At 66.2% G+C, this 21,934-nt stretch carries 19 protein-coding genes; 17 read left to right on the top strand and 2 right to left on the bottom strand.

From position 1 onward, the window contains the following. The first annotated feature begins 48 nt into the window (after positions 1 to 48). The 15 genes from ACFE7D_RS07305 (at position 49) to lpdA (ending at position 13,936) form a co-directional block, all read left to right on the top strand. Positions 49 to 294, top strand: a complete 246-nt coding sequence (locus ACFE7D_RS07305) for a DUF1902 domain-containing protein (protein WP_375394770.1) — start codon at positions 49 to 51, stop codon at positions 292 to 294. After that, positions 294 to 491: a type II toxin-antitoxin system HicA family toxin gene (locus ACFE7D_RS07300; RefSeq protein WP_375394769.1), complete on the top strand. Its 198-nt coding sequence runs from the start codon at positions 294 to 296 to the stop codon at positions 489 to 491. Before ACFE7D_RS07305 ends, ACFE7D_RS07300 begins: the two co-directional genes overlap by 1 nt. Before the next feature lie 42 nt (positions 492 to 533). Next, complete coding sequence (locus ACFE7D_RS07295) at positions 534 to 1,109, top strand: ClpP family protease (RefSeq protein ID WP_375394768.1); 576 nt, start codon at positions 534 to 536, stop codon at positions 1,107 to 1,109. A 60-nt stretch (positions 1,110 to 1,169) separates the two neighbouring features. Continuing rightward, entirely contained in the window at positions 1,170 to 1,952 is a 783-nt protein-coding gene (locus ACFE7D_RS07290) for a succinate dehydrogenase iron-sulfur subunit (RefSeq protein WP_375394767.1), read from the top strand. An 84-nt stretch (positions 1,953 to 2,036) separates the two neighbouring features. Then, positions 2,037 to 2,489, top strand: coding sequence for a PaaI family thioesterase (locus ACFE7D_RS07285; protein ID WP_375394766.1), 453 nt, complete (start codon positions 2,037 to 2,039; stop codon positions 2,487 to 2,489). Between the two features lie 111 nt (positions 2,490 to 2,600). Then, the gene (gene zapE / locus ACFE7D_RS07280; protein WP_375394765.1) at positions 2,601 to 3,731 is read left to right on the top strand and encodes a cell division protein ZapE; all 1,131 of its coding nucleotides are present in this window, start codon (positions 2,601 to 2,603) and stop codon (positions 3,729 to 3,731) included. Between the two features lie 49 nt (positions 3,732 to 3,780). Then, complete coding sequence (locus tag ACFE7D_RS07275; RefSeq protein WP_375394764.1) at positions 3,781 to 4,860, top strand: acyltransferase family protein; 1,080 nt, start codon at positions 3,781 to 3,783, stop codon at positions 4,858 to 4,860. Between the two features lie 88 nt (positions 4,861 to 4,948). Then, a complete protein-coding gene (gene mdh, locus ACFE7D_RS07270) occupies positions 4,949 to 5,911 on the top strand; it encodes a malate dehydrogenase (RefSeq protein WP_375394763.1) in 963 nt (320 codons plus the stop codon). A gap of 37 nt (positions 5,912 to 5,948) precedes the next feature. Beyond that, positions 5,949 to 6,551 (top strand): hypothetical protein, encoded by a 603-nt coding sequence (locus ACFE7D_RS07265; RefSeq protein WP_375394762.1) that lies wholly within the window; start codon positions 5,949 to 5,951, stop codon positions 6,549 to 6,551. Next, on the top strand, positions 6,552 to 7,436 hold the full coding sequence (sucD, locus tag ACFE7D_RS07260; protein ID WP_375394761.1) for a succinate--CoA ligase subunit alpha: 885 nt from the start codon (positions 6,552 to 6,554) through the stop codon (positions 7,434 to 7,436). Positions 7,437 to 7,594: 158 nt separating this feature from the next. After that, positions 7,595 to 10,549: a 2-oxoglutarate dehydrogenase E1 component gene (locus ACFE7D_RS07255; RefSeq protein WP_375394760.1), complete on the top strand. Its 2,955-nt coding sequence runs from the start codon at positions 7,595 to 7,597 to the stop codon at positions 10,547 to 10,549. Between the two features lie 79 nt (positions 10,550 to 10,628). Next, complete coding sequence (gene odhB / locus ACFE7D_RS07250; protein ID WP_375394759.1) at positions 10,629 to 11,897, top strand: 2-oxoglutarate dehydrogenase complex dihydrolipoyllysine-residue succinyltransferase; 1,269 nt, start codon at positions 10,629 to 10,631, stop codon at positions 11,895 to 11,897. 7 nt (positions 11,898 to 11,904) lie between these two features. Further along, complete coding sequence (locus ACFE7D_RS07245) at positions 11,905 to 12,141, top strand: DUF433 domain-containing protein (protein ID WP_375394758.1); 237 nt, start codon at positions 11,905 to 11,907, stop codon at positions 12,139 to 12,141. 3 nt (positions 12,142 to 12,144) lie between these two features. After that, positions 12,145 to 12,507, top strand: a complete 363-nt coding sequence (locus ACFE7D_RS07240) for a DUF5615 family PIN-like protein (RefSeq protein WP_375394757.1) — start codon at positions 12,145 to 12,147, stop codon at positions 12,505 to 12,507. Between the two features lie 4 nt (positions 12,508 to 12,511). Then, entirely contained in the window at positions 12,512 to 13,936 is a 1,425-nt protein-coding gene (gene lpdA / locus ACFE7D_RS07235) for a dihydrolipoyl dehydrogenase (protein WP_375394756.1), read from the top strand. A gap of 214 nt (positions 13,937 to 14,150) precedes the next feature. Here the strand turns inward: lpdA and ACFE7D_RS07230 are convergent, their stop codons facing one another. Both ACFE7D_RS07230 and ACFE7D_RS07225 read right to left on the bottom strand, forming a co-directional pair. Further along, on the bottom strand, positions 14,151 to 17,477 hold the full coding sequence (locus tag ACFE7D_RS07230; RefSeq protein ID WP_375394755.1) for a class I SAM-dependent DNA methyltransferase: 3,327 nt from the start codon (positions 17,475 to 17,477) through the stop codon (positions 14,151 to 14,153). A 39-nt stretch (positions 17,478 to 17,516) separates the two neighbouring features. Beyond that, positions 17,517 to 17,840 (bottom strand): hypothetical protein, encoded by a 324-nt coding sequence (locus ACFE7D_RS07225; protein ID WP_375394754.1) that lies wholly within the window; start codon positions 17,838 to 17,840, stop codon positions 17,517 to 17,519. Between the two features lie 130 nt (positions 17,841 to 17,970). Between ACFE7D_RS07225 and uvrA the strand changes: the two genes are divergently transcribed. Further along, positions 17,971 to 20,922 (top strand): excinuclease ABC subunit UvrA, encoded by a 2,952-nt coding sequence (uvrA, locus tag ACFE7D_RS07220; protein WP_375394753.1) that lies wholly within the window; start codon positions 17,971 to 17,973, stop codon positions 20,920 to 20,922. Next, complete coding sequence (locus ACFE7D_RS07215) at positions 20,919 to 21,467, top strand: hypothetical protein (RefSeq protein WP_375394752.1); 549 nt, start codon at positions 20,919 to 20,921, stop codon at positions 21,465 to 21,467. The genes uvrA and ACFE7D_RS07215 overlap by 4 nt, the downstream gene beginning before the upstream one ends. Positions 21,468 to 21,934 lie beyond the last annotated feature (467 nt).

Raw genomic sequence — 21,934 nt, 5'->3', positions numbered from 1 at the left:
GATGGCGTTCCGACATGCCCGGCGTTACATGGACGTGAGGGAAGCAGCATGACACTCTGGACGCTCCACGCCGCTTATGATCCGGAAACGCGGGTCTGGTACACGCTCGATTGCGACGTACCGGGGCTCGTGACGGAAGGCGAGACGCTGGAACACCTCCGCGACCGCGCCGTCGCGGTCATGTCGGAACTGATCGCAGACAATGCCGACGCGCTGCCCGCCGAGCGGCGGCAAGGTCCGCATTCGCTTCGCTTGGTCGCATTTCACGAAAGCACGGTTCCGGTTGCTGCCTGATGGGCGGTAACTATGGTCGCGACCTGAAGCGCATCCTGATGGACAACGATTGCCGGTTCGTCCGCAACGGCAAAGGCGATCACGAAATCTGGTTCAGCCCGATCAGCGGCCTGCATTTCACTGTCGATGCGGGGACGCGAAACCGGTTCACCGCGAACGGCAGCTTGAAGCAGGCGGGGATCAAGCCGGCATTCTAAACGTCGGGAACCCCCCGGCCCCCCGATCCGTTGCCCCGCCCCATGACCGATACCAGCAACGACGCCCGCAACTACCCGCTCCTGGCGCAGCCGCACGTCCAGCTGTCGGGGCCGGTGAACGACCAGATGTACGCGACCTTCAGGCAGCAGCTCGCGGACGCGCCGACCGATGGCGCGATCGTGTTCTCCATCACCACGCTCGGGGGCGACCCCGAGGTCGCGCGCGCGATGGCGGACGATGTGCGGTTGCTGCGCGATTACACCGGGCGCGAGACATTGTTCCTGGGCAGGGTCGCCGTCTATTCGGCGGGGGCGACGTTCATGTCCGCCTTCCCGGTCGACAAGCGCATCCTGACGCGCGGCACGCGGCTGATGCTGCACGAGCGCCAGATCACGAAGACCGTCAACCTCAGCGGCCCCCTGCGGATGTGCGTCGCTTCGATCCAGGCGACGCTGCACGAGATCGAGCAGTCGATCGATATCGAGGAGGAGGGCTTCCGCGACCTGATCGCGGGCAGCCGCGTCACCTTCGGGGAACTGCACGAAAAGGCACCTGCCAACTGGTATATCGGCGCCGAGGAAGCGCGCGATCTCGGGTTAGTCCTCGACGTCATCTGACTTGCGCGGGAGGGTCGGAAGGCATAGCTGCGACGCGAGAAACCGAGGAGCGCCGCGGCGATGGCCGAGTTCACCCTGCCGAAGAACAGTGTCGTCAAGAAGGGCAAGGCACATGCGTCGCCGACCGCCGGCAAGCGCCTGAAACGGTTCAAGGTCTATCGCTACGACCCCGACAAGGCCGAAAACCCGCGGTTCGATACGTTCGATGTCGATCTCGACGAATGCGGTCCGATGGTTCTCGACGCGCTGATCAAGATGAAGGGGGAGCAGGACAGCTCGCTGACGTTCCGCCGGTCGTGCCGCGAGGGGATTTGCGGATCGTGCTCGATGAACATCGACGGCAGCAACGGCCTTGCGTGCACCACCGCGATCGAGGACGTGAAGGGCGAAGTGCGGATCACGCCCTTGCCGGCGATGGCGGTCATCAAGGACCTGGTCCCCGACTTCACGCATTTCTACGCGCAATATTCGTCGATCAAGCCTTGGCTGCAGACCGTGACGCCGGCACCGTCGGGCAAGGAGCGGCTCCAGTCGCCCGAGGATCGCGAGAAGCTCGACGGATTGTACGAATGCATCCTGTGCGCCTGCTGTTCGACCTCCTGCCCCAGCTATTGGTGGAACAGCGACAAGTTCCTGGGGCCGGCAATCCTGTTGCAGGCGTATCGCTGGCTGGCGGACAGCCGCGACGAGATGACGGGGGATCGGCTGAACGAACTGGAGGATCCGTTCCGCCTGTATCGGTGCCATACGATCATGAACTGCGCGACGGTGTGTCCCAAGGGGCTTAATCCGGCGAAGGCGATCGCGGAGATCAAGAAGATGGAAGCCGAGCGGGTTATCTAAACTGTTCCCCGGCGAAAGCCGGGGCCCAGGAGTCACGGGCGAGACGCATGTGGCTCCGGGCCCCCGCGTTCGCGGGGGAACGAAGTGAGCGAACCTGCCTTCACCGATACCGAAGACGCCGCCAACCCCGGCTGGCGCATCTGGTCGCTGACCGATCCGACGCGGTTCAACACGCTGCTCGGGCCGATGCTGTTCCGCGTCGATGGCGCGATCGCCCGGGTGCGGATGACGCCCGAGCACCGGCATTCGAACCTGCGCGACCATGTTCATGGCGGGGCGCTGCTCGCGTTCATCGATGTCGCGCTGTTCGCCGCCAGTCGCGGGTTCGGGCTGATTGCCGCGGGCACGGCGGTGACGCTCGATCTGAACACGCAGTTCATCGGTGGCGGCCGGATCGGCGAGCCGATCGAGGCGCAGGTCGAATTGCTGGAGGAAACGGGCCGGCTGCTGTTCCTGCGCGGGCTGGTGGTGCAGGGCGAGGATCAAATGCGCATCGCGGCGTTTTCCGGGACGATCCGGAAGCCTTCGGCCAAGTGATCCGTCCACACGTCCTGTCCTCACACTTCGCCGCCTTCGGCGTCTCTCCCTCTCCCGCTGGGAGAGGGAAGGGGCCCGCCGCCGCAGGCGGTGGGAAGGGTGAGGACAGTTATGGTTGACGTCCTCACCGCCTACGAAACCCTCATCGCTGCCGGCGAACTCCGCCCCGACCCGGAACAGGCCGCCGCCGCCGCCCGCCTCGCCACGCTCCAGTCGGAACTGGAAGTCGCTCCCAGGCGCGGCTCCGTCCTCTGGCGCCTCGCCCGCCGCAAGCCGGTCGCGCCGCGTGGCCTCTACCTCTGGGGCGATGTCGGGCGCGGCAAATCGATGCTGATGGACCTGTTCTTCGTCAACCTCGACATCGGGCGAAAGCGTCGCGTCCATTTCGGTGCGTTCATGCTGGAGATCCACCAGCGCATCGCCGCCGAGCGCGTGAAGGAACAGGGCGATCCGATCGCCCCCGCCGCCGCCGCCATCGCCGACGAGGCGCGGTTGCTGGCATTCGACGAGATGATGGTCACCAACAGCCCGGATGCGATGATCCTGTCGCGGCTTTTCACGGCGCTGATCGATCACGGCGTGACGATCGTCACGACCTCGAACCGGCCGCCGCAGGACCTCTACGAGAACGGGCTCAACCGCGAACATTTCCTGTCGTTCATCGCGCTGCTCCAGGCGCGGCTGGACGTGCTGCCGCTCAACGGCCCGGTCGATTACCGACGCGACCGGCTGGGTGCGATCGACACTTGGCTGGCCCCGAACGGGCCCGCCGCCACCGCGGCTTTATCCGCTGCCTTCTTCCGGCTGACCGACTATCCCGTCGAGGACGCCGCGCATGTGCCGTCCGAGGAACTGACCGTACAGGGCCGGACGCTGCATGTGCCCAAAGCGTTGAAGGGCGTGGCGGTTTTCTCGTTCAGGCGGCTGTGCGCGGAGGCGCGCGGGATGGCCGATTATCTGGCGATCGCCCGGCGCTATCACACCGTGATCCTTGTCGGCATCCCCGCGATGGGTCCGGACAACCGCAACGAGGCCGCGCGGTTCGTCGCGCTGATCGACGCGCTGTACGAACACCGCGTCAAATTGCTGGCCGCTGCGGATACGCAACCCGGCACGCTGTACCAGGACGGCGACGGTGCGTTCGAGTTCCGGCGCACGGTCAGCAGACTGGAGGAAATGCGATCGGACGACTATCTGGCGCTGGGGCATGGCGACGGCGACGCGCTGCCGACCGGTGGTTAGGCGCGCGCGCGCCACGCTATCTTAACCCCCGCCCGCTATCGCATCCCCGATGGGGCAAGCGCGGCAACCAGGGCTCGACGTCGTCCGCGGGACCGCGATCCTGCTCGTCCTCCTTTTCCATGGTGGCCTGCCGCTCGGCGTCCCCGCGCTCGACGCCGTCTTCCGGCCGCTGTTCGCGGTAGGGTGGATCGGCGTCGATCTGTTCTTCGTGCTCAGCGGGTTCCTCGTCGGGCGGATGATCCTGGTCGAGACGGCGTCGTCCGGCAGGGTCGACCGCCGTCGCTTCTTCCGGCGCCGCGCGCTCCGATTGTGGCCGGTGCTCTGGCTGTATCTAGCGGCCTTGCTGGCGCTCGGGGGGACCGGGGCGTGGCGCATGGTCTGGCCGGTGCTGCTCCACGTCCAGAATTATGACGACCAGGCGCCCAGCCATCTCTGGTCGCTGGCGGTCGAGGAGCATTTCTACCTCGGCGCGGTGCTGATGATCCCGCCGCTCCTGCGCAGGGGCGGCTACCCGCTGGTGGAGCGGGCGTTGCTGGCGGTCATGGCGGCGTGTCTGCTCCTGCGCCTCGGTGCGCTGGCGACCGGCGTGCCGTTGCTCCACCTCCAGTGGCAGACCCAGTACCGGCTGGACGCGCCGGCGTTCGGCGTCCTGATGGCGTCGATCTCGCTTCACCAGCCGGCGCTGTTCGCCCGGTTGGCGCGGCGTCGTGGCTGGTGGTTCGCCGCGGCGGTCGCCGGTACCGTGATCATGGGCGTCGCGGGGGACGGCGATTTTCGCCATGGTCCCGGGTTCACGATCGCCTATCTTGCCGCCGGCGCGTTCGTCATGGCGCTCGTCGGCACGCGCATCCCGCGCGCGGTCGCATGGCCGGCGGGGCGGTTGGCGGCACTCGGGGTGATCGCCTATCCGGTCTATGTCTGGCACGCGAGCATCGGCGTCACCGTCCGCGCGGTCGGCACCCAAGTGCCGTCACCGCTGCTGGTCGTGGGCGCGATCGCGGGGGCGATCGTCGTCGGCGCGGCGGTCCATGTCCTCGTGGAGCGACCGGCGATGCGCTTGCGCGATCGCTCGCATCAGAGGCTGGCGGGCTCTAAAGCTATTGCGAACGAGCTGCAACAATATTCTTAATGCCTCGACGTTAAGCGGTTGCCCCGGGATAGCGATGCGCCTATTCGGCGTTGCCAATCGCACCCGCTAGGTACGGAGAAGGATTGGAATGGCTCGCAGGAAGATCGCGCTGATCGGCGCCGGCAATATCGGCGGCACGCTCGCGCATTTGGCGGCGCTCAAGGGCCTCGGCGATATCGTCCTGTTCGACGTCGTCGAAGGGGTGCCGCAGGGCAAGGCGCTTGATCTCAGCCAATGCGGGCCCGTCGAGGGCTTCGATGCCAAAATCACCGGCTCGAACGACTATGCCGATATCGCGGGGGCCGACGTCATCATCGTCACCGCGGGCATTGCGCGCAAGCCGGGGATGAGCCGCGACGATCTGCTCGGCATCAATCTGAAGGTCATGAAGGCGGTCGGCGAGGGCATCAAGGCGAATGCCCCGGACGCGTTCGTGATCTGCATCACCAACCCGCTCGACGCGATGGTGTGGGCGCTGCGCGAATTCTCAGGGCTGCCGACGCACAAGGTCGTCGGCATGGCGGGCGTGCTGGACTCGGCGCGGTTCAGCCATTTCCTGGCGGACGAGTTCAACGTGTCGGTGAAGGACGTGACCAGCTTCGTGCTGGGCGGGCACGGCGACACGATGGTGCCGGTCATCTCCTATTCTACCGTCTCGGGCATTCCGGTCCCGGACCTGATCGCGATGGGCCGTTCAACCCAGGACAAGATCGACGCGATCGTCAAGCGCACCCGCGGCGGCGGCGGCGAGATCGTCGCACTGCTGAAGACGGGGTCCGCCTATTACGCGCCCGCGACAAGCGGCATCGCGATGGCGGAGGCGTATCTGTACGACCAGAAGCGCGTGTTGCCGGCGGCCGCTTACGTTGAAGGTCAGTACGGCTTGAACGGGCTGTATGTCGGCGTGCCGGTCGTGATCGGTGCGGGCGGCGTCGAGCAGATCGTCGAGATCGCGCTGGACGACGAGGCGAAGGCGAACCTCGGCGTGTCGGTGGATGCGGTGAAGGAATTGCTGGAGGCGTGCCGGGCGATCGACGGGTCGCTGAAGTAGGGTGAACTGCGCGGCGTGCCTTGCGGGGAGCATAATGGTGGCACTGATGATGGTCAGTCCTGCCTTTGCGTCCCCGCGTGCGGTGGCGGGCGCGTGGTTCGACGCCGGCGGGAGCGAAGTCAGCCTCTCCTCGAAAGCGTTCGATTATGTGCGCCTCGTGCCGAGCGTGCGCGACACGGCGGCGATCGTCAGCCTGTTCAAGGATGCGTGTGTTCGCGTCCCCGTCGGCACGGACAGCGCGCGATCGGCGATCGATGCGCGTGCCGACTGGGGCTTCCAGTTTCTCGACGTCGATGCCGGGGTTCCCTCCGGCGCGCGGCTGGATGGGTGGCAGGCGAAGGACGTTTCGGTCACGTCGCAAGTCGAAGCTTGGCCGCTGGCGGAGTGCAATGTCCTGGTGAACACGGCTGCTGCGACGGACATCGCGCCGATCGTGGACATGGTGTCCGCTCTGGTAGGTACGAAACCTGACAAAACATATCGGACACGATCGGCCGATGGCAGGAGGCTTGACGGGCAGACGATGCGCTGGAGCGCCGCGGGCCCGGCCGGTGAGACCCGGCACATATATGCGTCCGCCTATACGGATATGAATGGCGCCAAGGCGCTCCACTTGGGCCTAACGGAAGCGAGACACTGAATGAGCATCCTCGTCGACAAGAACACCCGGGTCATCACGCAAGGGATGACCGGCGAAACCGGCAGCTTTCATACCAAGGCGGCGCTGGATTACGGCACGCAGATGGTCGGCGGCGTCACACCCGGCAAGGGCGGGACCGAGCATCTGGGGCTCCCCGTCTACGACACCGTGGCCGAGGCCGCGGCGAAGACCGGGGCGACCGCCAGCGTCATCTACGTGCCGCCCCCCTTCGCCGCGGATTCGATCCTCGAGGCGATCGACGCGCAGATCCCGCTGATCGTGACCATCACCGAGGGCATTCCGGTGCTCGACATGGTGAAGGTCAAGCGCGCGCTGTCGGGTTCCAGGTCGCGGCTGATCGGCCCGAACTGCCCCGGCGTGCTGACGCCGGGCGAATGCAAGATCGGGATCATGCCCGGCAGCATCTTCAAGCAGGGCTCGGTCGGCGTCGTCAGCCGTTCAGGCACGCTGACCTATGAGGCGGTGTTCCAGACATCGAACGCCGGGCTCGGCCAGACCACCGCGGTCGGCATCGGCGGGGATCCGGTCAACGGGACGAACTTCATCGACGTGCTCGAACTGTTCCTCGCCGACGATGCGACCAGATCGATCATCATGATCGGCGAGATCGGCGGGTCTGCCGAGGAAGAGGCTGCGCAGTTCCTGATCGACGAGGCGAAGCGCGGGCGCAAGAAGCCGATGGCCGGTTTCATCGCCGGCCGCACCGCCCCGCCGGGGCGGCGGATGGGCCATGCGGGCGCGATCGTTTCGGGCGGTCAGGGCGGCGCGGAGGACAAGATCGCGGCGATGGAAGCCGCCGGGATCAGGGTTTCGGCCTCGCCGTCGCTGCTGGGCGAGACGTTGCTCGAGGTGTTGAAGGGCTGAAAACCCTTCTCCCCTTGTGGGAGAAGGTGGCGCGAAGCGCCGGATGAGGGGGAGTGAGGCGGGAAAGCCTCACGGCGTCCCCCTCACCCTCCCACCGCGCTTCGAGCGGCGGGCCCCTCCCTCTCCCACAAGGGGAGAGGGGCAGGAAGGAACGAACGATGGGCTACGAAGGCCAGGATTTCAGCGACATCGCCGCCGGCGTCAGCCCGGCGTTCGTCGAGACGTTGTACGCACGCTTCCGCGACAAGCCGGACAGCGTCGAGTCCGGCTGGCGCGCGTTCTTCGAGGGGCTGGAAGGCTCCGCGGGCGGGCCGAGCTGGGCGAACGCCGCCTGGCCGCTGGCGACCACCGACGACCTGACCGCCGCGCTCGACCCGACGCAGATGGAGCCGGTCGCGAAAGCGGCCGGCCGGCCGGCGCGGTCGAAGGCCGCGTCCGACGCCGCGGGACTTGCTCCCGCGTCAGCCCCCAGCCAGGCCGATATAGCCAAGGCCGCGTCCGACGCGATCCGCGTGCAGATGCTCATCCGCACCTACCGCGTGCGCGGGCATCTCGCCGCCGATCTCGATCCGCTGCATCTCGCGCGGCAGCATCTCCCCGCCGATCTCAGCCCGGAATATCACGGCTTTTCCGACGCCGATCTCGACCGGCCGGTCTATGTCGGCGGTACGCTCGGCCTCGAATGGTCGACCGCGCGCGAAGTCGTCGCGATCCTGCGCGCCAATTACTGCGGCAAGGTGGGCCTGGAATATATGCACATCGCCGATGTCGACGAGCGGCGGTTCCTGCAGGACCGGATGGAAGGCAAGGACAAGGCGATCCAGTTCAGCCCGGAGGGCAAGCGTGCGATCCTGACCAAGGTGATCGAGGCGGAGCAGTGGGAAAAGTTCCTCGGCCGCAAATATGTCGGGACCAAGCGGTTCGGCCTCGACGGCGGCGAGAGCATGATCCCCGCGCTCGAATCCGTCATCAAATATGGCGGCCAGTTCGGCGTGAACGAGATCGTGTTCGGCATGGCGCATCGCGGCCGGCTGAACGTGCTGGCGAACGTGATGGCCAAGCCGCTGCGCGTCATCTTCCACGAATTCGGCGGCGGTTCCGCGAACCCCGAGGAAGTCGGCGGGTCGGGCGACGTCAAATACCATCTCGGCACCAGCACCGATCGTCAGTTCGACGGCATCAAGGTCCATATGTCGCTGGTCGCCAACCCGTCGCACCTGGAAGCCGCCGACCCGGTGGTGCTCGGCAAGACGCGCGCGATCCAGACGATCTCCGACGACCTGAAGGAGCATCTTCGCGCGCTCCCGGTGCTGATCCACGGCGATGCGGCGTTCGCGGGGCAGGGGATCGTCTGGGAATGCCTCGGCTTCTCCGGCATCCGCGGCTACAACACCGGCGGCTGCGTCCACTTCATCATCAACAACCAGATCGGCTTCACGACGTCGCCCCAGTTCGCGCGATCGTCGGACTATCCGTCGGACGTCGCCAAGGGCGTCCAGGCGCCGATCTTCCACGTCAATGGCGACGATCCCGAAGCGGTGACCTTCGCGACCAAGATGGCGATGGAGTTCCGCCAGAAATTCCACCGCGACATCGTGATCGACATGTGGTGCTATCGCCGTTTCGGCCATAACGAGGGCGACGAGCCGAGCTTCACGCAGCCGCTGATGTACGACAAGATCCGCCGGCATCCCGGCGTCAGCGCCGTCTATGGCCAGCGCCTGATCGAGGAGAAGGTCGTCGACCAGGCGTGGATAGACAAGGATGTCCACCAGTATACCACGCTGCTGGAGGGCGAGTTCGAGGCGGGGGCGGCGTACAAGCCCAACAAGGCGGACTGGTTCGCCGGGCGCTGGTCGGGGCTGCACGCGCCGGCCGATGCCGAGAGCGCACGCCGCAATCTGGAAACGGGTATCTCGCCCAAGCTGTTCGATGCGCTCGGCCGCACGCTGACGACGGTGCCGGGCGACCTGACGATCCACAAGACGCTGGGCCGCGTGATCGACGCGAAGCGCGAGATGTTCAAGTCGGGCGCCAATTTCGACTGGGCGACGGGCGAGGCGCTGGCGTTCGGGTCGCTGCTGTCGGAAGGCTATGGCGTCCGCCTGTCCGGGCAGGATTCGGGCCGCGGCACCTTCTCGCAGCGTCACGCGGCGTGGGTGGACCAGACCGACGAGCACAAATATGTCCCGCTGCAATCGATCGAGCATGGCCGGTTCGAAGTGCTCGACAGCCCCTTGAGCGAATATGGCGTGCTCGGTTTCGAATATGGCTATGCGCTCGCCGACCCCAAGACGCTGGTGTTGTGGGAGGCGCAGTTCGGCGATTTCGTCAACGGCGCGCAGATCATGATCGACCAGTTCATCGCGTCGGGCGAGGCCAAGTGGCTGCGCGCCAACGGCCTCGTGATGTTGCTGCCGCACGGTTATGAGGGGCAGGGCCCAGAGCATAGCTCCGCGCGGCCCGAGCGTTTCCTGCAATTGTGCGCCGGCGACAACATGCAGGTCGCGAACTGCACGACACCGGCGAATTACTATCACCTGCTCCGGCGGCAGATGCACCGGTCGTTCCGCAAGCCGCTGATCGTGATGACGCCGAAGTCGCTGCTTCGGCACAAGATGGCGGTGTCGAGCGCGGCGGAGTTCGTCGGCGACACGCACTTCAGGCGCATCCTTTCCGATCCGTCGGCACCCGCGGACGTCGCGACGAAGCGCGTCGTGCTGTGCACCGGCAAGGTCGCGTACGACCTGATGGAGGCGCGCGACGCGGCGGGCGAAACGGCGACGCAGATCGTCCGCGTCGAGCAGCTCTATCCCTTCCCCGGCGATCCGCTGGCGAAGCGGTTCGCGCGAATGCCGAACCTGGAAGAAGTGGTGTGGGCGCAGGAGGAGCCGAAGAACCAGGGATACTGGTTCTTCGTCGAGCCGATGATCGAGGAGGCGCTCGCCACCATCGATGGCGGGGTGAAGCGGGCGCGGTACGCAGGCCGTGCGGCCTCCGCCTCGCCCGCGACGGGCCTGATGAAGCGCCACAAGACCGAACAGGCCGCGCTCGTCGCCGACGCGCTCGGCCAGAATGTCCGCGACGAGATCCGGCGCACGCGGAATAATTGATCCCCTTTGTGTCCCCGCGAAGGCGGGGACCCAGTCCGGGCACCCGCCTTCGCGGGTGAACAAGAAGGCAGAAGACAGCATGGCAACCGAAGTCACCGTCCCCGTATTGGGCGAATCGATCACCGAAGCGACGCTGGGCGAATGGCTCAAGCAGCCCGGCGACCCGGTGAAGGCCGACGAGCCGATCGCGTCGCTTGAGACGGACAAGGTGTCGGTCGAAGTGCCGTCCCCCGTCGCGGGTGTCATGGGCGAACATGCGGTCAAGGTCGGTGACACGGTGCAGGTCGGCGCGATGATCGCGACGATCGACGGGGCCGGCGCGGCACCTGCGCCTTCGCCCGCACCTGCACCCGCCACCGCAGCACCCGCCCCCGCCGCGCAGGAAGGCGGCGCGGGCTATGGCGACCAGCCGGGCACGTCGGCGAGCGATGCGCCCGCCGCCGACGGCTCGCCCGCCGCGCTGTCGCCGTCGGTCCGCCGTGCGGTGCTCGAGCACGGCGTCGATCCCTCGACCGTGAAGGGCTCCGGCAAGGACGGTCGCCTGACCAAGGAAGACGTGACCGCCGCCGCCAGCGCCAAGCCGGCCGCCGCGCCCGCTCCGGCCCCGGCGCCGCAACCCGCCTCGGTCGCCGCCGCCGCCTCGACCGGCCGCGCGGAAGAGCGCGTCCGCATGACGCGCCTGCGCCAGACGATCGCCAAGCGGCTGAAGGAGGCGCAGAACACCGCCGCGATGCTGACGACGTTCAACGACGTCGACATGACCGCGGTGATCGCCGCACGCGCCAAGTACAAGGATCTGTTCGAGAAGAAGCACGGGGTGCGCCTCGGCTTCATGGGCTTCTTCGTGAAGGCGGCGTGCATGGCGCTGAAGGACATCCCCAGCGTCAACGCGTCGATCGACGGCGACGATATCGTCTATCACGACTATGCGGACATCTCGGTCGCAGTCTCGTCGCCCGGCGGCCTCGTCGTTCCCGTGATCCGCGACGCGGACCAGATGTCGGTCGCGACCGTCGAAAGGACGATCGGCGATTTCGGCAAGCGCGCGAAGGACGGCACGCTCAAGATGGACGAGATGAAGGGCGGCACCTTCACCATCTCCAACGGCGGCGTCTTCGGCTCGCTGATGTCCACGCCGATCATCAACCCGCCCCAGTCCGCGGTGCTGGGCCTCCACCGCATCGACGAGCGGCCGGTCGTCGTCGATGGCCAGATCGTGATCCGCCCGATGATGTATCTCGCGCTCAGCTACGACCACCGCCTGATCGACGGCCGCGAGGCGGTGACGTTCCTGGTGGCGCTGAAGAATGCTATCGAGGACCCGACGCGGATACTGATCGATTTGTGAGGTAGGCATGAACTGGCGCGACCATATCGAGGCACGGCCCGACGTGATGGGCGGAAAGCCCGTGATTCGCGACACGCGGATCACGGTCGAGATCATCCTTGACTGGCTCGCGGCGGGCTGGAGCGAAGCGGAGTTGTTCGAGAGTTATCCGCGATTGTCGCCTGATGACCTGAAAGCGATTTTTGCGTTTGCGCGCGAAGTGGTGGGCGATCAGTTATATGCCGTGGTCCCGAAAGCGGCCTGATCGGTGAAGTTCGTCATCGACGAGAATGTACCGCTGGGTGTTGCGACGGCGCTGCGGTCCCTCGGCCATGATTGCCTGGCCATTGCGCAGATCGATCCGCGTTCGTCGGATGACGCCATTCTTGCGCGGGCCCGGGAAGAAGAGCGGGTCGTCGTGACGTTCGATGCGGACTTTGGTCGCATGATCTTCCACGAATTGCAGCCACCACCACCCGGGGTCGTCTATATGCGCGGTCGACCGGAGCAGGCCCTGCTCGTTTCAAAAATCTTTCTTACATTGTTCACAAGCGGTCAGCTCGCGGTGATGGGACGGTTCGTCGTCATCGAACCGGGTGGCGAAATCCGCACTCTGCCGTTGGGATCGTAAAGATATGGCTGACTACGACTATGACGTCCTCGTGATCGGCGCCGGCCCGGGCGGCTATGTGGCGGCGATCCGGGCTGCGCAGCTGGGGCTGCGCACCGCCTGTGCCGAGGGCCGCGAGACGCTGGGGGGCACGTGCCTCAACGTCGGTTGCATCCCGTCAAAGGCGCTGCTCCACGCGTCGGAGATCTTCGAGGAAGCGGCGGGCGGGCATCTCGCCAAGTTCGGGATCGAGCTTCAGGGCGCGACGCTGAACCTCGACCAGATGCACGCGGAAAAGGCGAAGGCGGTCAAGGAGCTGACCGGCGGCGTCGAATTCCTGTTCAAGAAGAACAAGGTCGACTGGCTGAAGGGCTATGGCAGCTTCGTCGATGCGCACACGGTGCAGGTCGGCGACCGGACCGTCACCGCGAAGGACATCGTGATCGCGACCGGGTCCAGCGTCACCCCGCTGCCGGGCGTCGAGATCGACCAGGCCGTCGTCGTCGACTCGACCGGCGCGCTCGCGCTGCCCAAGGTGCCCGAGCATCTGGTCGTGATCGGCGGCGGTGTCATCGGGCTGGAGCTGGGCAGCGTCTGGCGGCGGCTTGGCGCGAAGGTGACGGTCGTCGAATATCTCGACGCCATCCTCCCCGGCTTCGATGGCGAAGTGCGCAGGGAAAGCGCGAAGCTGTTCAGGAAACAGGGTTTCGAGATGCGCCTGTCGACCAAGGTCACCGGCGTCACCGTGCAGGGCGGCCCTATGGAGAAGAGGTGGGCCAGCGTCCAGGTCGAACCCGCCGCGGGCGGGGAGGGCGAGACGCTGCAGGCGGACGCGGTGCTGGTCGCGATCGGGCGCAGGCCCAATGTCGACGGGCTGAACCTGCCGGCGATCGGCATCGAACCCAACGCGCGCGGCCAGATCGACACCGACCACAGCTTTCGCACCAAGGCGGACGGCGTCTGGGCGATCGGCGACGTCATCCCCGGGCTGATGCTCGCGCACAAGGCGGAGGACGAGGGCATCGCGGTCGCGGAGAACATCGCGGGGCACACCGGGATCGTGAACGAGGACGTGATCCCGAGCGTCGTCTACACCATGCCCGAGATCGCGGGTGTCGGCATCACCGAGGAAGCGGCGCGCGCCAAAGCCGCAGAGAATGGGGGCGAGGTGAAGGTCGGCAAGTTCCCGATGATGGCCAACAGCCGCGCGAAGACCAATCGCGACACCGATGGCTTCGTCAAGGTCATCGCCGATGCGAAGACCGACCGGGTGCTTGGCGTGTGGATCGTCGCCAGCCTGGCCGGTACGATGATCGCCGAGGCCGCGCTGGCGATGGAGTTCGGCGCGACGAGCGAGGACATCGCCTACACCTGCCACGCCCACCCGACGCATGCGGAGGCGTTGAAGGAGGCGGCGATGGCCGTTACCGGCAAGGCGATTCACGTTTAGCCTGTGGCTAAACGTGAATGCTTGCCGGTGACGGCCCGGCCGGCGCGGCTACAGCCGCGTCCGACGACATGGGCTTTGCCCGTGTCGCAGCCCAGCCGCCTCCGTTCTCCTGCGAAAGCAGGAGCCCAGGATCACAGGCGTCGACGATCGTTACCCTGGGTTCCTGTGTTCGCAGGAAAACGGGTCATATCCGCATCGCCCCTTCGGCCGGGCGCTACGGCCGCTTGGCCAGCTTCGCGAATTTCGGGATCTGATAGTCGGGCCGTAGCCAGCGGACATGGCCTGTCGCCTCTTCCGCCGCGCGTTCGGCGTTGAGCGCGACCAGCCGTTCGACGATCTGCGCCGGGGTGAGATCGGCGGGCCAGCCATAGGCGGCGGCGACCGCGGCATCGAGATCGTCGTGCAGCTTCGCCACGATCCGCGCGCGCGCCTTGACCGCTCCGGCCTCTCTGTCGACGGCCAGCGTACCGTCGCGGATCGCGGCGACGAGGTTGTACAGTCCGGTCATGGTGAGCGACGGGTTCTCGGCCAGCGCGGTACGGCGGGTCGTATCCAGACGTTCGGCGATCGTCGCGATGGCGCTCCGCTGCGCGTCGGTGGGGTCGGGGAAGGGGAAGGGGTCGAAGACGAGCGATTTCGAATAGCGGGGTCGATCTTCGAGCGTGCCGCCCTGGTCCAAAGCCCAATATTTCGTGAAATCAGAACTCAATATACCGAGGTGAAATGGATCGTCCGATCCTGCCACCACAATCATATTATCGGCGACGGTCGATCCATCGATGAACTGAAAGATGCGATGCTTGGATGTTTCCGTCGTGCCGATGTACCGCGTCAAACCAGCGAGCGCCGGGCGTAAATCGCCACGTGGCTCACCGAAGATCCACCATTTATTTCGGTAGGATAAGCGAGGATTGACGGCACGTCCGTTGGGCGTTCCCTTCTCGTCCACGCTGTCGCGTACGGCGGTCAGCACATGTTGATAGACCTCCGGAAACCGGTCCATCACCGCATCCTCGGTCAGCCCGAACAGGTCGATGACCATGACGCCGCGCGGGCGCTGGAGCAGGTCGCGGCCGTTGCGATAATCGCGGATGTGCGCGTCCAGCCCGGGTCGCGTGCCGAGCCCGAGCGCCTTCGCTTGCGCCGGGGTCACGATGAAGCCGCTGCCGTGCAGTTTGACGCCGGGCGAGCATAGCCCCTCGTTCGCGATCAGCGGCACGACCCGGGTCACATCCGTGCCGATCGACAGGTCGGCATTGACCGTGCCGAAGCTCGTAGCCTCGGTCAGTTCGGGCATGTCGGTATCCAGCGCGGATTCGCCCGTAATGTGGACGACGCGTCCCGGCCCGGCCGCGCGTTCGGCGACGGTCATCGCGATCCGGACCGCCGCGGCGTCCTTGCCGATCTTCGTCCAGGGATGGTCCGGGATGGCAAGGACGAGGTGGAGTTTCCGATTCCCCTCTCCTTTCAGGAGAGGGGAGGGAGGCGCCGCAGGTGCCGGAAGGGGTGAGGGTGACGTCGCTTCGGACGCATCGCCCTCGCCCTCACCCCGCGGCGCTGCTGCGCCTTGCCCCTCTCCCAGGGGGAGAGGGGAAGAAGAAGACAGATACCGTTCGATCACCCGTCGGCTGAACACCTGCGTGATGCTGTTCGTCGTTACGAAGCCGAAGCGGCGCAGCCGGGCGTCGGGCGCGGTCAGCAGCGCGGCGGCATGGTCCCACCAGTGCATCACGAAATCGGCGGACTTCGGCACGCCCGGATTGGCCTTCCACAGCGCCTCGGCATAGCCCGGATGGTCGGCGTCGAGCCGCGCGCGGATGTCCTTGCCGCCGATGAAGGGGGGATTGCCGATGATGAAGTCGGCGGCGGGCCATTCGGGTCGGCGCGGATCGGCGATATCGGGTTCGCCGGTCGCCAGGCGCGTCAACACCGCATCGTATCCCCCGTGCAAGCCCCGGTTGATATTGGTGAGCGTCGGCAGCACGGGCGTGCCGATCGCGTCCGGCGTATTGGTGAGCCGATAGCGCAGCCAGCCGATCCACAGCACCAGTTCCGCGATCACCGCCGCGCGCGGGTTCAGTTCGAGCCCCAGAAACTGGTTGGGATGGATGCCGGGGCTCAGGTCCGTTCCAAGCCCCGCGGCGAACTGCCGGACCTCGCCCTCCAGCCGGAGCAGTTGCTCCATCGCGACGTACAGGAAATTGCCCGTGCCACAGGCCGGATCGAGCACGCGAAGGTCGACGAGCTGGCGCTGGAACGCCGCCGCTTCGGCGACCGCGCCCGCGACGTCGCCGCCATCCGCCAGCGTCCGCGCGCGTTCCAGCGTGCCGTCCCATTGGGGGCGGAGGACCTCCATCATCGTCGCTTCGACCAGGCGTTCGACATAGGGCCGCGGCGTGTAGTGTGCGCCAAGCTTCGCACGGTCCTTCGCGGTCAGCACCTGTTCGAGCAGCGTGCCGAAGATCGCGGGCTCGACCGCGCGCCAGTCCTGGCCGGCGGCAATGAGCAATTCGCCCTTGAATTCGGGGGGCAGGTCGAAAATTTGCGTCCCCGCGAATAGATTGCCGTTGAAATAGCGGACGATCGCATCGCCATACGACCAATAACGGTTAACCTCCTGCGGATCGTTCATCCGCGACCACAGATCGGCGAGCCCCGACCGCCAGAATTGCGGCGATCGGCCCTGCGCATCGGCAAGGAAGGTCTTGAAGCTGTCCTTGGGCAATAGTTTGACGTCCTCCGCGAACATGCAGAACAGCATGCGCATGAGGAACAGGCTGGTCGTCTCGATCCCCAAGGCGACCTGCGCGTCGCCGGGGCGCAAATCGCGCTGCCCCCGCTCCAGCTCCGCGGCCACGCGGGACAGGCGTTCGGCGATGTCGCGCGTCACCTCCGCCGCGCGCAATCGCGGATCGATGCTGGCAGGATCGGTCCAGATACCCCGCAACCGTTCGCGGACCTTGTCCATGTTCAGGTCGGTCAGCGTGATCCGGTAATGGCGTTCGTCGGGAAACGGCGCATAGCCCCGGCCATTGCCCGCCCAGTCGAAATAGATTTCGAAGGCGCGGCCGATGTCGGCTACGATCAGGAATGGCGGCGACTTATGGTCGGATGGCAGCGCCAGCGCATAGCGCTCGGCCTGCAAGCGGGCTTCGGCCATCAGCCGGTCGTAGCGCGGCGGCGTCTTGCCCTTGGGCGCGGCGGTGCCGATCGCGTGGCCGAACAGGTCGTAGACGGTTTCGCGCGGCGGTGTGGGCGGCTCGGGCTCGGGGGCCTCGCCCGGCTTTAGCTGGCTCTGCTTGGCCTCCAGGATGAAGCAATCGCGCTTGTACAGGTCGATCCGACCCGTGCCCTTGCGACCCAGCGCAGCCTCCGATTTGACCGGTGCCTCGAATTCATAGTCGCCCAGCCCCATGCCCTTGGGATGCGGTCGCGGCAGGCCGAGCGCGTCGGTGAATTCGCTCAGGAACATCTGGTAATTGGCGCGCTCGGCTCCGCCTTCGGTCCCGAGCCATTTGGTCAGCAGTTCATCGAGCGTCATGTGCCTCGTCTTACGGCGCGCACCGTCCCGCGCAAGGCGTCACCCCGGCTTCTTCGCGGCAAAGAACGTCCCCAACGCCGCCTCCGCCATCCCGCCTAGCGCGGTGGCGAACGCCATCGGATCCGTACCCGGCTTGCCCGCTTCTCCGGGCCCCGCATCCTTCGGAGCCGCCGCCGCCGCCCGGCTCCGCGCCACCGCAGCGGTCGCCGCTGCTGCCGCCATCGTCAGCCCGGCGGCCAGCATCTCGCGCCCCTGCGGGCTGTTCGCGCGCTCCAGGATCGCCTCGCCGGTCCTGCGCAATTCCCTGGGCAGCTTGACGCCCGCGATCCGCTTGGGGATCTTCGCTTTCTTGGTCTTGGCCATGTCCGTCCTCCGCTCGTGTATCATGTAGATAATACAGGCGAGCGCCGGCGCAACCATGGTGGCGATCGGGCGCGCGCGACCCTATCTCCCCCACTGGCATCCCGTTCAGAACAGAAGTAGAACTCCCTTCATGCTGACCACCATCTCCGTCCGCGGCGCGCGCGAGCACAATCTCAAGGATGTCGATATCGACATTCCCCGCGACACGCTGACGGTGATCACCGGGCTGTCCGGATCGGGCAAGTCTTCGCTGGCGTTCGACACCATCTATGCCGAGGGGCAGCGGCGCTACGTCGAATCGCTGTCGGCCTATGCGCGCCAGTTCCTGGAGCTGATGCAGAAGCCCGATGTCGATCATATCGAGGGGCTGAGCCCCGCGATCTCGATCGAACAGAAGACGACGTCGCGCAACCCGCGATCGACCGTCGCGACCGTCACCGAGATCTACGATTACATGCGGCTCCTGTGGGCGCGTGTCGGCACGCCGTACAGCCCGACGACCGGGCTGCCGATCGCCGCGCAGACGGTGTCGCAGATGGTCGACCGCGTCATGGCGCTGCCCGAGGGGACGCGGCTGTACCTGCTCGCCCCCGTCGTGCGCGGGCGCAAGGGCGAGTATCGCAAGGAGCTGCTGGAGTGGCAGAAGGCGGGCTTCACCCGCGTCCGCATCGACGGCACCATCCACGAGATCGACGACTTTATTTCGGGTGGGGCCCCCGCGCTCGACAAGAAGTACAAGCACGACATCGAGGTGGTGGTCGATCGCCTGGTGACGGGTGCCAATGCTGACGGGGGTGGCATCGCGACGCGGCTGGCGGAGAGTTTCGAGACCGCGCTGAAGCTCGCCGAGGGGCTGGCCTATGTCGACCCCGCCGATCCGGTCGAACCGCACACCCCGCGCCAGGAGGTGCTGGGCGACAACGCCCCCGCCGGCCGCATCGTGTTCAGCGAGAAATTCGCGTGCCCCGTCAGCGGCTTCACGATCAGCGAGATCGAACCGCGGCTGTTCAGCTTCAACGCCCCGCAGGGCGCTTGCCCCGCCTGCGACGGGCTCGGCGAGAAGCAATTGTTCGACGAGGATCTCGTCGTCCCCAACCACGCGCTCAGCATCAAGAAGGGCGCGGTCGTGCCCTGGGCGAAGTCCAACCCGCCATCGCCCTATTACATGCAGGTGCTGGGCAGCCTGGCGCGCGAGTTCGGCTTCGCGCTCGACACCCCGTGGGGCGAGCTGCCCGAGGAGGTGCGCCAGGTCATCCTGCATGGCAGCAAGGGCAAGCCCGTCACGCTGGCCTTCATCGACGGCAGGAAGAAATACGACGTCACCAAGCCGTTCGAGGGCGTGATCGGCAACCTCAACCGCCGCCTGCTCCAGACCGAGAGCGCGTGGATGCGCGAGGAGCTGTCCAAATACCAGTCCGCCGCCCCGTGCGAGACATGCCACGGCGCGCGCCTGAAGCCCGAGGCGCTCGCGGTCAAGATCGGCATGCAGGACATCAGCTACGCCACGCATCTGTCGGTGGTCGACGCGCTGCAGTTCTTCACCGACCTGCCGCAGCATCTGGGCGACCAGCAGAAGGCGATCGCCGAACGCATCCTGAAGGAGATCGTCGAACGGCTCGGCTTCCTCAACAATGTCGGGCTGGACTATCTCAACCTCGATCGCACCTCGGGTACGCTCAGCGGCGGCGAGAGCCAGCGCATCCGCCTCGCGAGCCAGATCGGCAGCGGCCTGTCCGGCGTGCTCTACGTCCTCGACGAACCCAGCATCGGGCTGCACCAGCGCGACAACGACATGCTGCTGAAGACGCTGCGGCGGCTCCGCGATCTCGGCAACACCGTGCTCGTCGTCGAACATGACGAGGACGCGATCCGCACCGCCGACTATATCATCGACATGGGGCCGGGCGCGGGCGTGCGCGGCGGCCAGGTGGTGGCGCAGGGGACGCTGAAGCAGATCCTCAAGGCGAAGGGCAGCATCACCGCCGATTACCTGAACGGCACGCGCGAAGTCGCCGTGCCCACCACGCGCCGCAAGGGCAACGGCAAGAAGCTGACCGTCCACAACGCCACCGCGAACAACCTGCGCGGCGTGACCGCGAGCATCCCGCTCGGCACCTTCACCTGCATCACCGGCGTCTCGGGCAGCGGCAAGTCGAGCTTCACGATCGACACGCTCTACGCCGCCGCCGCGCGCGAACTGAACGGCGCGCGCATCGTGCAGGGCAAGCACGACAGGATCACCGGCCTGCAATATCTCGACAAGGTCATCGACATCGACCAGTCGCCGATCGGCCGCACCCCGCGCAGCAACCCCGCGACCTATACCGGCAGCTTCACGCAGATCCGCGACTGGTTCGCCGGCCTCCCCGAAAGCCAGGCGCGCGGCTACAAGCCCGGCCGCTTCAGCTTCAACGTCAAGGGCGGCCGGTGCGAGGCGTGCCAGGGCGACGGCGTGCTGAAGATCGAGATGCACTTCCTCCCCGACGTCTACGTCACCTGCGACGTCTGCCACGGCGCGCGCTACAACCGCGAGACGCTGGAGGTGAAGTTCAAGGGCCACTCGATCGCCGACGTGCTCGACATGACGGTCGAGGACGCCGCGGAATTCTTCAGGGCGGTCCCCCCGATCCGCGACAAGATGGCGATGCTGGTCGAGGTGGGCCTGGGCTACGTCAAGGTCGGCCAGCAGGCGACGACGCTGTCGGGCGGCGAGGCGCAGCGCGTGAAGCTCGCCAAGGAACTGTCCAGGCGGGCGACCGGCAACACGCTGTACATCCTCGACGAACCCACCACCGGCCTGCATTTCGAGGACGTCCGCAAATTGCTGGAGGTCCTCCACGCGCTGGTCGAGCAGGGGAACAGCGTGGTGGTGATCGAGCACAATCTCGACGTCATCAAGACCGCCGACTGGATCATCGATCTGGGGCCGGAAGGCGGCGTGAAGGGCGGGGCAATCGTCGCGGAGGGCGTGCCGGAGACGGTGGCGAAGGCGGCGGGGAGCTTTACGGGGCGGTATCTGGCACCGTTGCTGACCGCGCGGGGGAAGGTGGCACCCATCCCCGAAGACGCTACCGCGGGGTGAGCGCGTACCGGCCCGAATTCGAGGCGGCGCTGCGCCTGTTCGCGCGGGCCAGCGAGGCGATGAAGGCGCGCGGCTTTCCCGCCCCCATCTTGGTCGGCGGCGGCGCGGTCGAGCTATATTCGAACAGCGCGGTCACGACCGGCGACTTCGATATCGTCACGCCCCGGCAGGAGGAGTTCGAGGGCGAATTGAAACAATTGGGCTTCACGAAGCCCGTCGGCCTCGGTCACACGCCGCTCGGCTGGGTTCACCCCGAGTTACGCTTGGGGTTCGAGATCGTGTCGGCGACGGTGCTGAACGGCATGGCCGACCGCGACCGACTGGTCCTCATCGACCTGGGCGAGGACGGCGAGGTCGCGATCATTTCGGTGGAGGACATGATCGCCGACCGGATGGGCCAATATGCGTCCGGCACCGCCCCCGAAATGCTTGAACAGGCGCGCCAGCTCTTCATCCTTCATGGCGATGCCGATCTGGATTATATGGATCGGCGTATTCGGCATGAAAGCGGAGGCGATTATGGTGTCGCAGACCTCAAGGCCTGACAAGGCCACCCCGCTTGCGGCGTTCGTTGCCGACATCGAACGGCGGCGTGCGGAGACGGGAGTTACTAAGCTGCCGCGTAATGGCGGTAATCGCCGGAAGCCGAGCAAGCGGGCGTTGTTGAAGGCGATCGAGGATGCGGGTGGGGAGTGGTAAACGGGGTTGGGCAGTTATCTGAGTACCGGGGCACGATTGGGGTGATCCAGCACACCCTCTACGTTGCCGAACGTGAAGATTGCCTTCCTGACTTGGAGCCGAGATTTTGCGTAAACGAGCGACGTCGCAGAGGTTAATGGAGCGGCACTTAGCTTTTTCGTGAAAAATGTAGAAGGTGAGCAAAGGATTACATAGTAAAACTAGTGATCCTAATTTCCATCCAGATTTAAATTCGGCTGCGAGCCAGACATAACCTTTTTTAACAGGTTGCTGAAAAAGGCCACGGTTTGGCGATGAAGGAGGTGTCGTCGCC

Source organism: uncultured Sphingomonas sp. (assembly GCF_964244235.1).
In the GTDB taxonomy this organism is placed as follows: domain Bacteria; phylum Pseudomonadota; class Alphaproteobacteria; order Sphingomonadales; family Sphingomonadaceae; genus Sphingomonas.
Note: the sequence above shows the minus strand (reverse complement) of the source record. Positions and strands in the feature narration are given on the sequence as shown.

Bases quoted from the DNA above. Each gene is read 5' to 3' on its own strand.
- ACFE7D_RS07305 (WP_375394770.1), top strand. From the start codon at position 49: ATGACACTCTGGACGCTCCACGCCGCTTATGATCCGGAAACGCGGGTC.
- ACFE7D_RS07300 (WP_375394769.1), top strand. From the start codon at position 294: ATGGGCGGTAACTATGGTCGCGACCTGAAGCGCATCCTGATGGACAAC.
- ACFE7D_RS07295 (WP_375394768.1), top strand. From the start codon at position 534: ATGACCGATACCAGCAACGACGCCCGCAACTACCCGCTCCTGGCGCAG.
- ACFE7D_RS07290 (WP_375394767.1), top strand. From the start codon at position 1,170: ATGGCCGAGTTCACCCTGCCGAAGAACAGTGTCGTCAAGAAGGGCAAG.
- zapE (WP_375394765.1), top strand. From the start codon at position 2,601: ATGGTTGACGTCCTCACCGCCTACGAAACCCTCATCGCTGCCGGCGAA.
- ACFE7D_RS07275 (WP_375394764.1), top strand. From the start codon at position 3,781: ATGGGGCAAGCGCGGCAACCAGGGCTCGACGTCGTCCGCGGGACCGCG.
- mdh (WP_375394763.1), top strand. From the start codon at position 4,949: ATGGCTCGCAGGAAGATCGCGCTGATCGGCGCCGGCAATATCGGCGGC.
- sucD (WP_375394761.1), top strand. From the start codon at position 6,552: ATGAGCATCCTCGTCGACAAGAACACCCGGGTCATCACGCAAGGGATG.
- ACFE7D_RS07255 (WP_375394760.1), top strand. From the start codon at position 7,595: ATGGGCTACGAAGGCCAGGATTTCAGCGACATCGCCGCCGGCGTCAGC.
- odhB (WP_375394759.1), top strand. From the start codon at position 10,629: ATGGCAACCGAAGTCACCGTCCCCGTATTGGGCGAATCGATCACCGAA.
- ACFE7D_RS07245 (WP_375394758.1), top strand. From the start codon at position 11,905: ATGAACTGGCGCGACCATATCGAGGCACGGCCCGACGTGATGGGCGGA.
- lpdA (WP_375394756.1), top strand. From the start codon at position 12,512: ATGGCTGACTACGACTATGACGTCCTCGTGATCGGCGCCGGCCCGGGC.
- ACFE7D_RS07230 (WP_375394755.1), bottom strand. From the start codon at position 17,477: ATGACGCTCGATGAACTGCTGACCAAATGGCTCGGGACCGAAGGCGGA.
- ACFE7D_RS07225 (WP_375394754.1), bottom strand. From the start codon at position 17,840: ATGGCCAAGACCAAGAAAGCGAAGATCCCCAAGCGGATCGCGGGCGTC.
- uvrA (WP_375394753.1), top strand. From the start codon at position 17,971: ATGCTGACCACCATCTCCGTCCGCGGCGCGCGCGAGCACAATCTCAAG.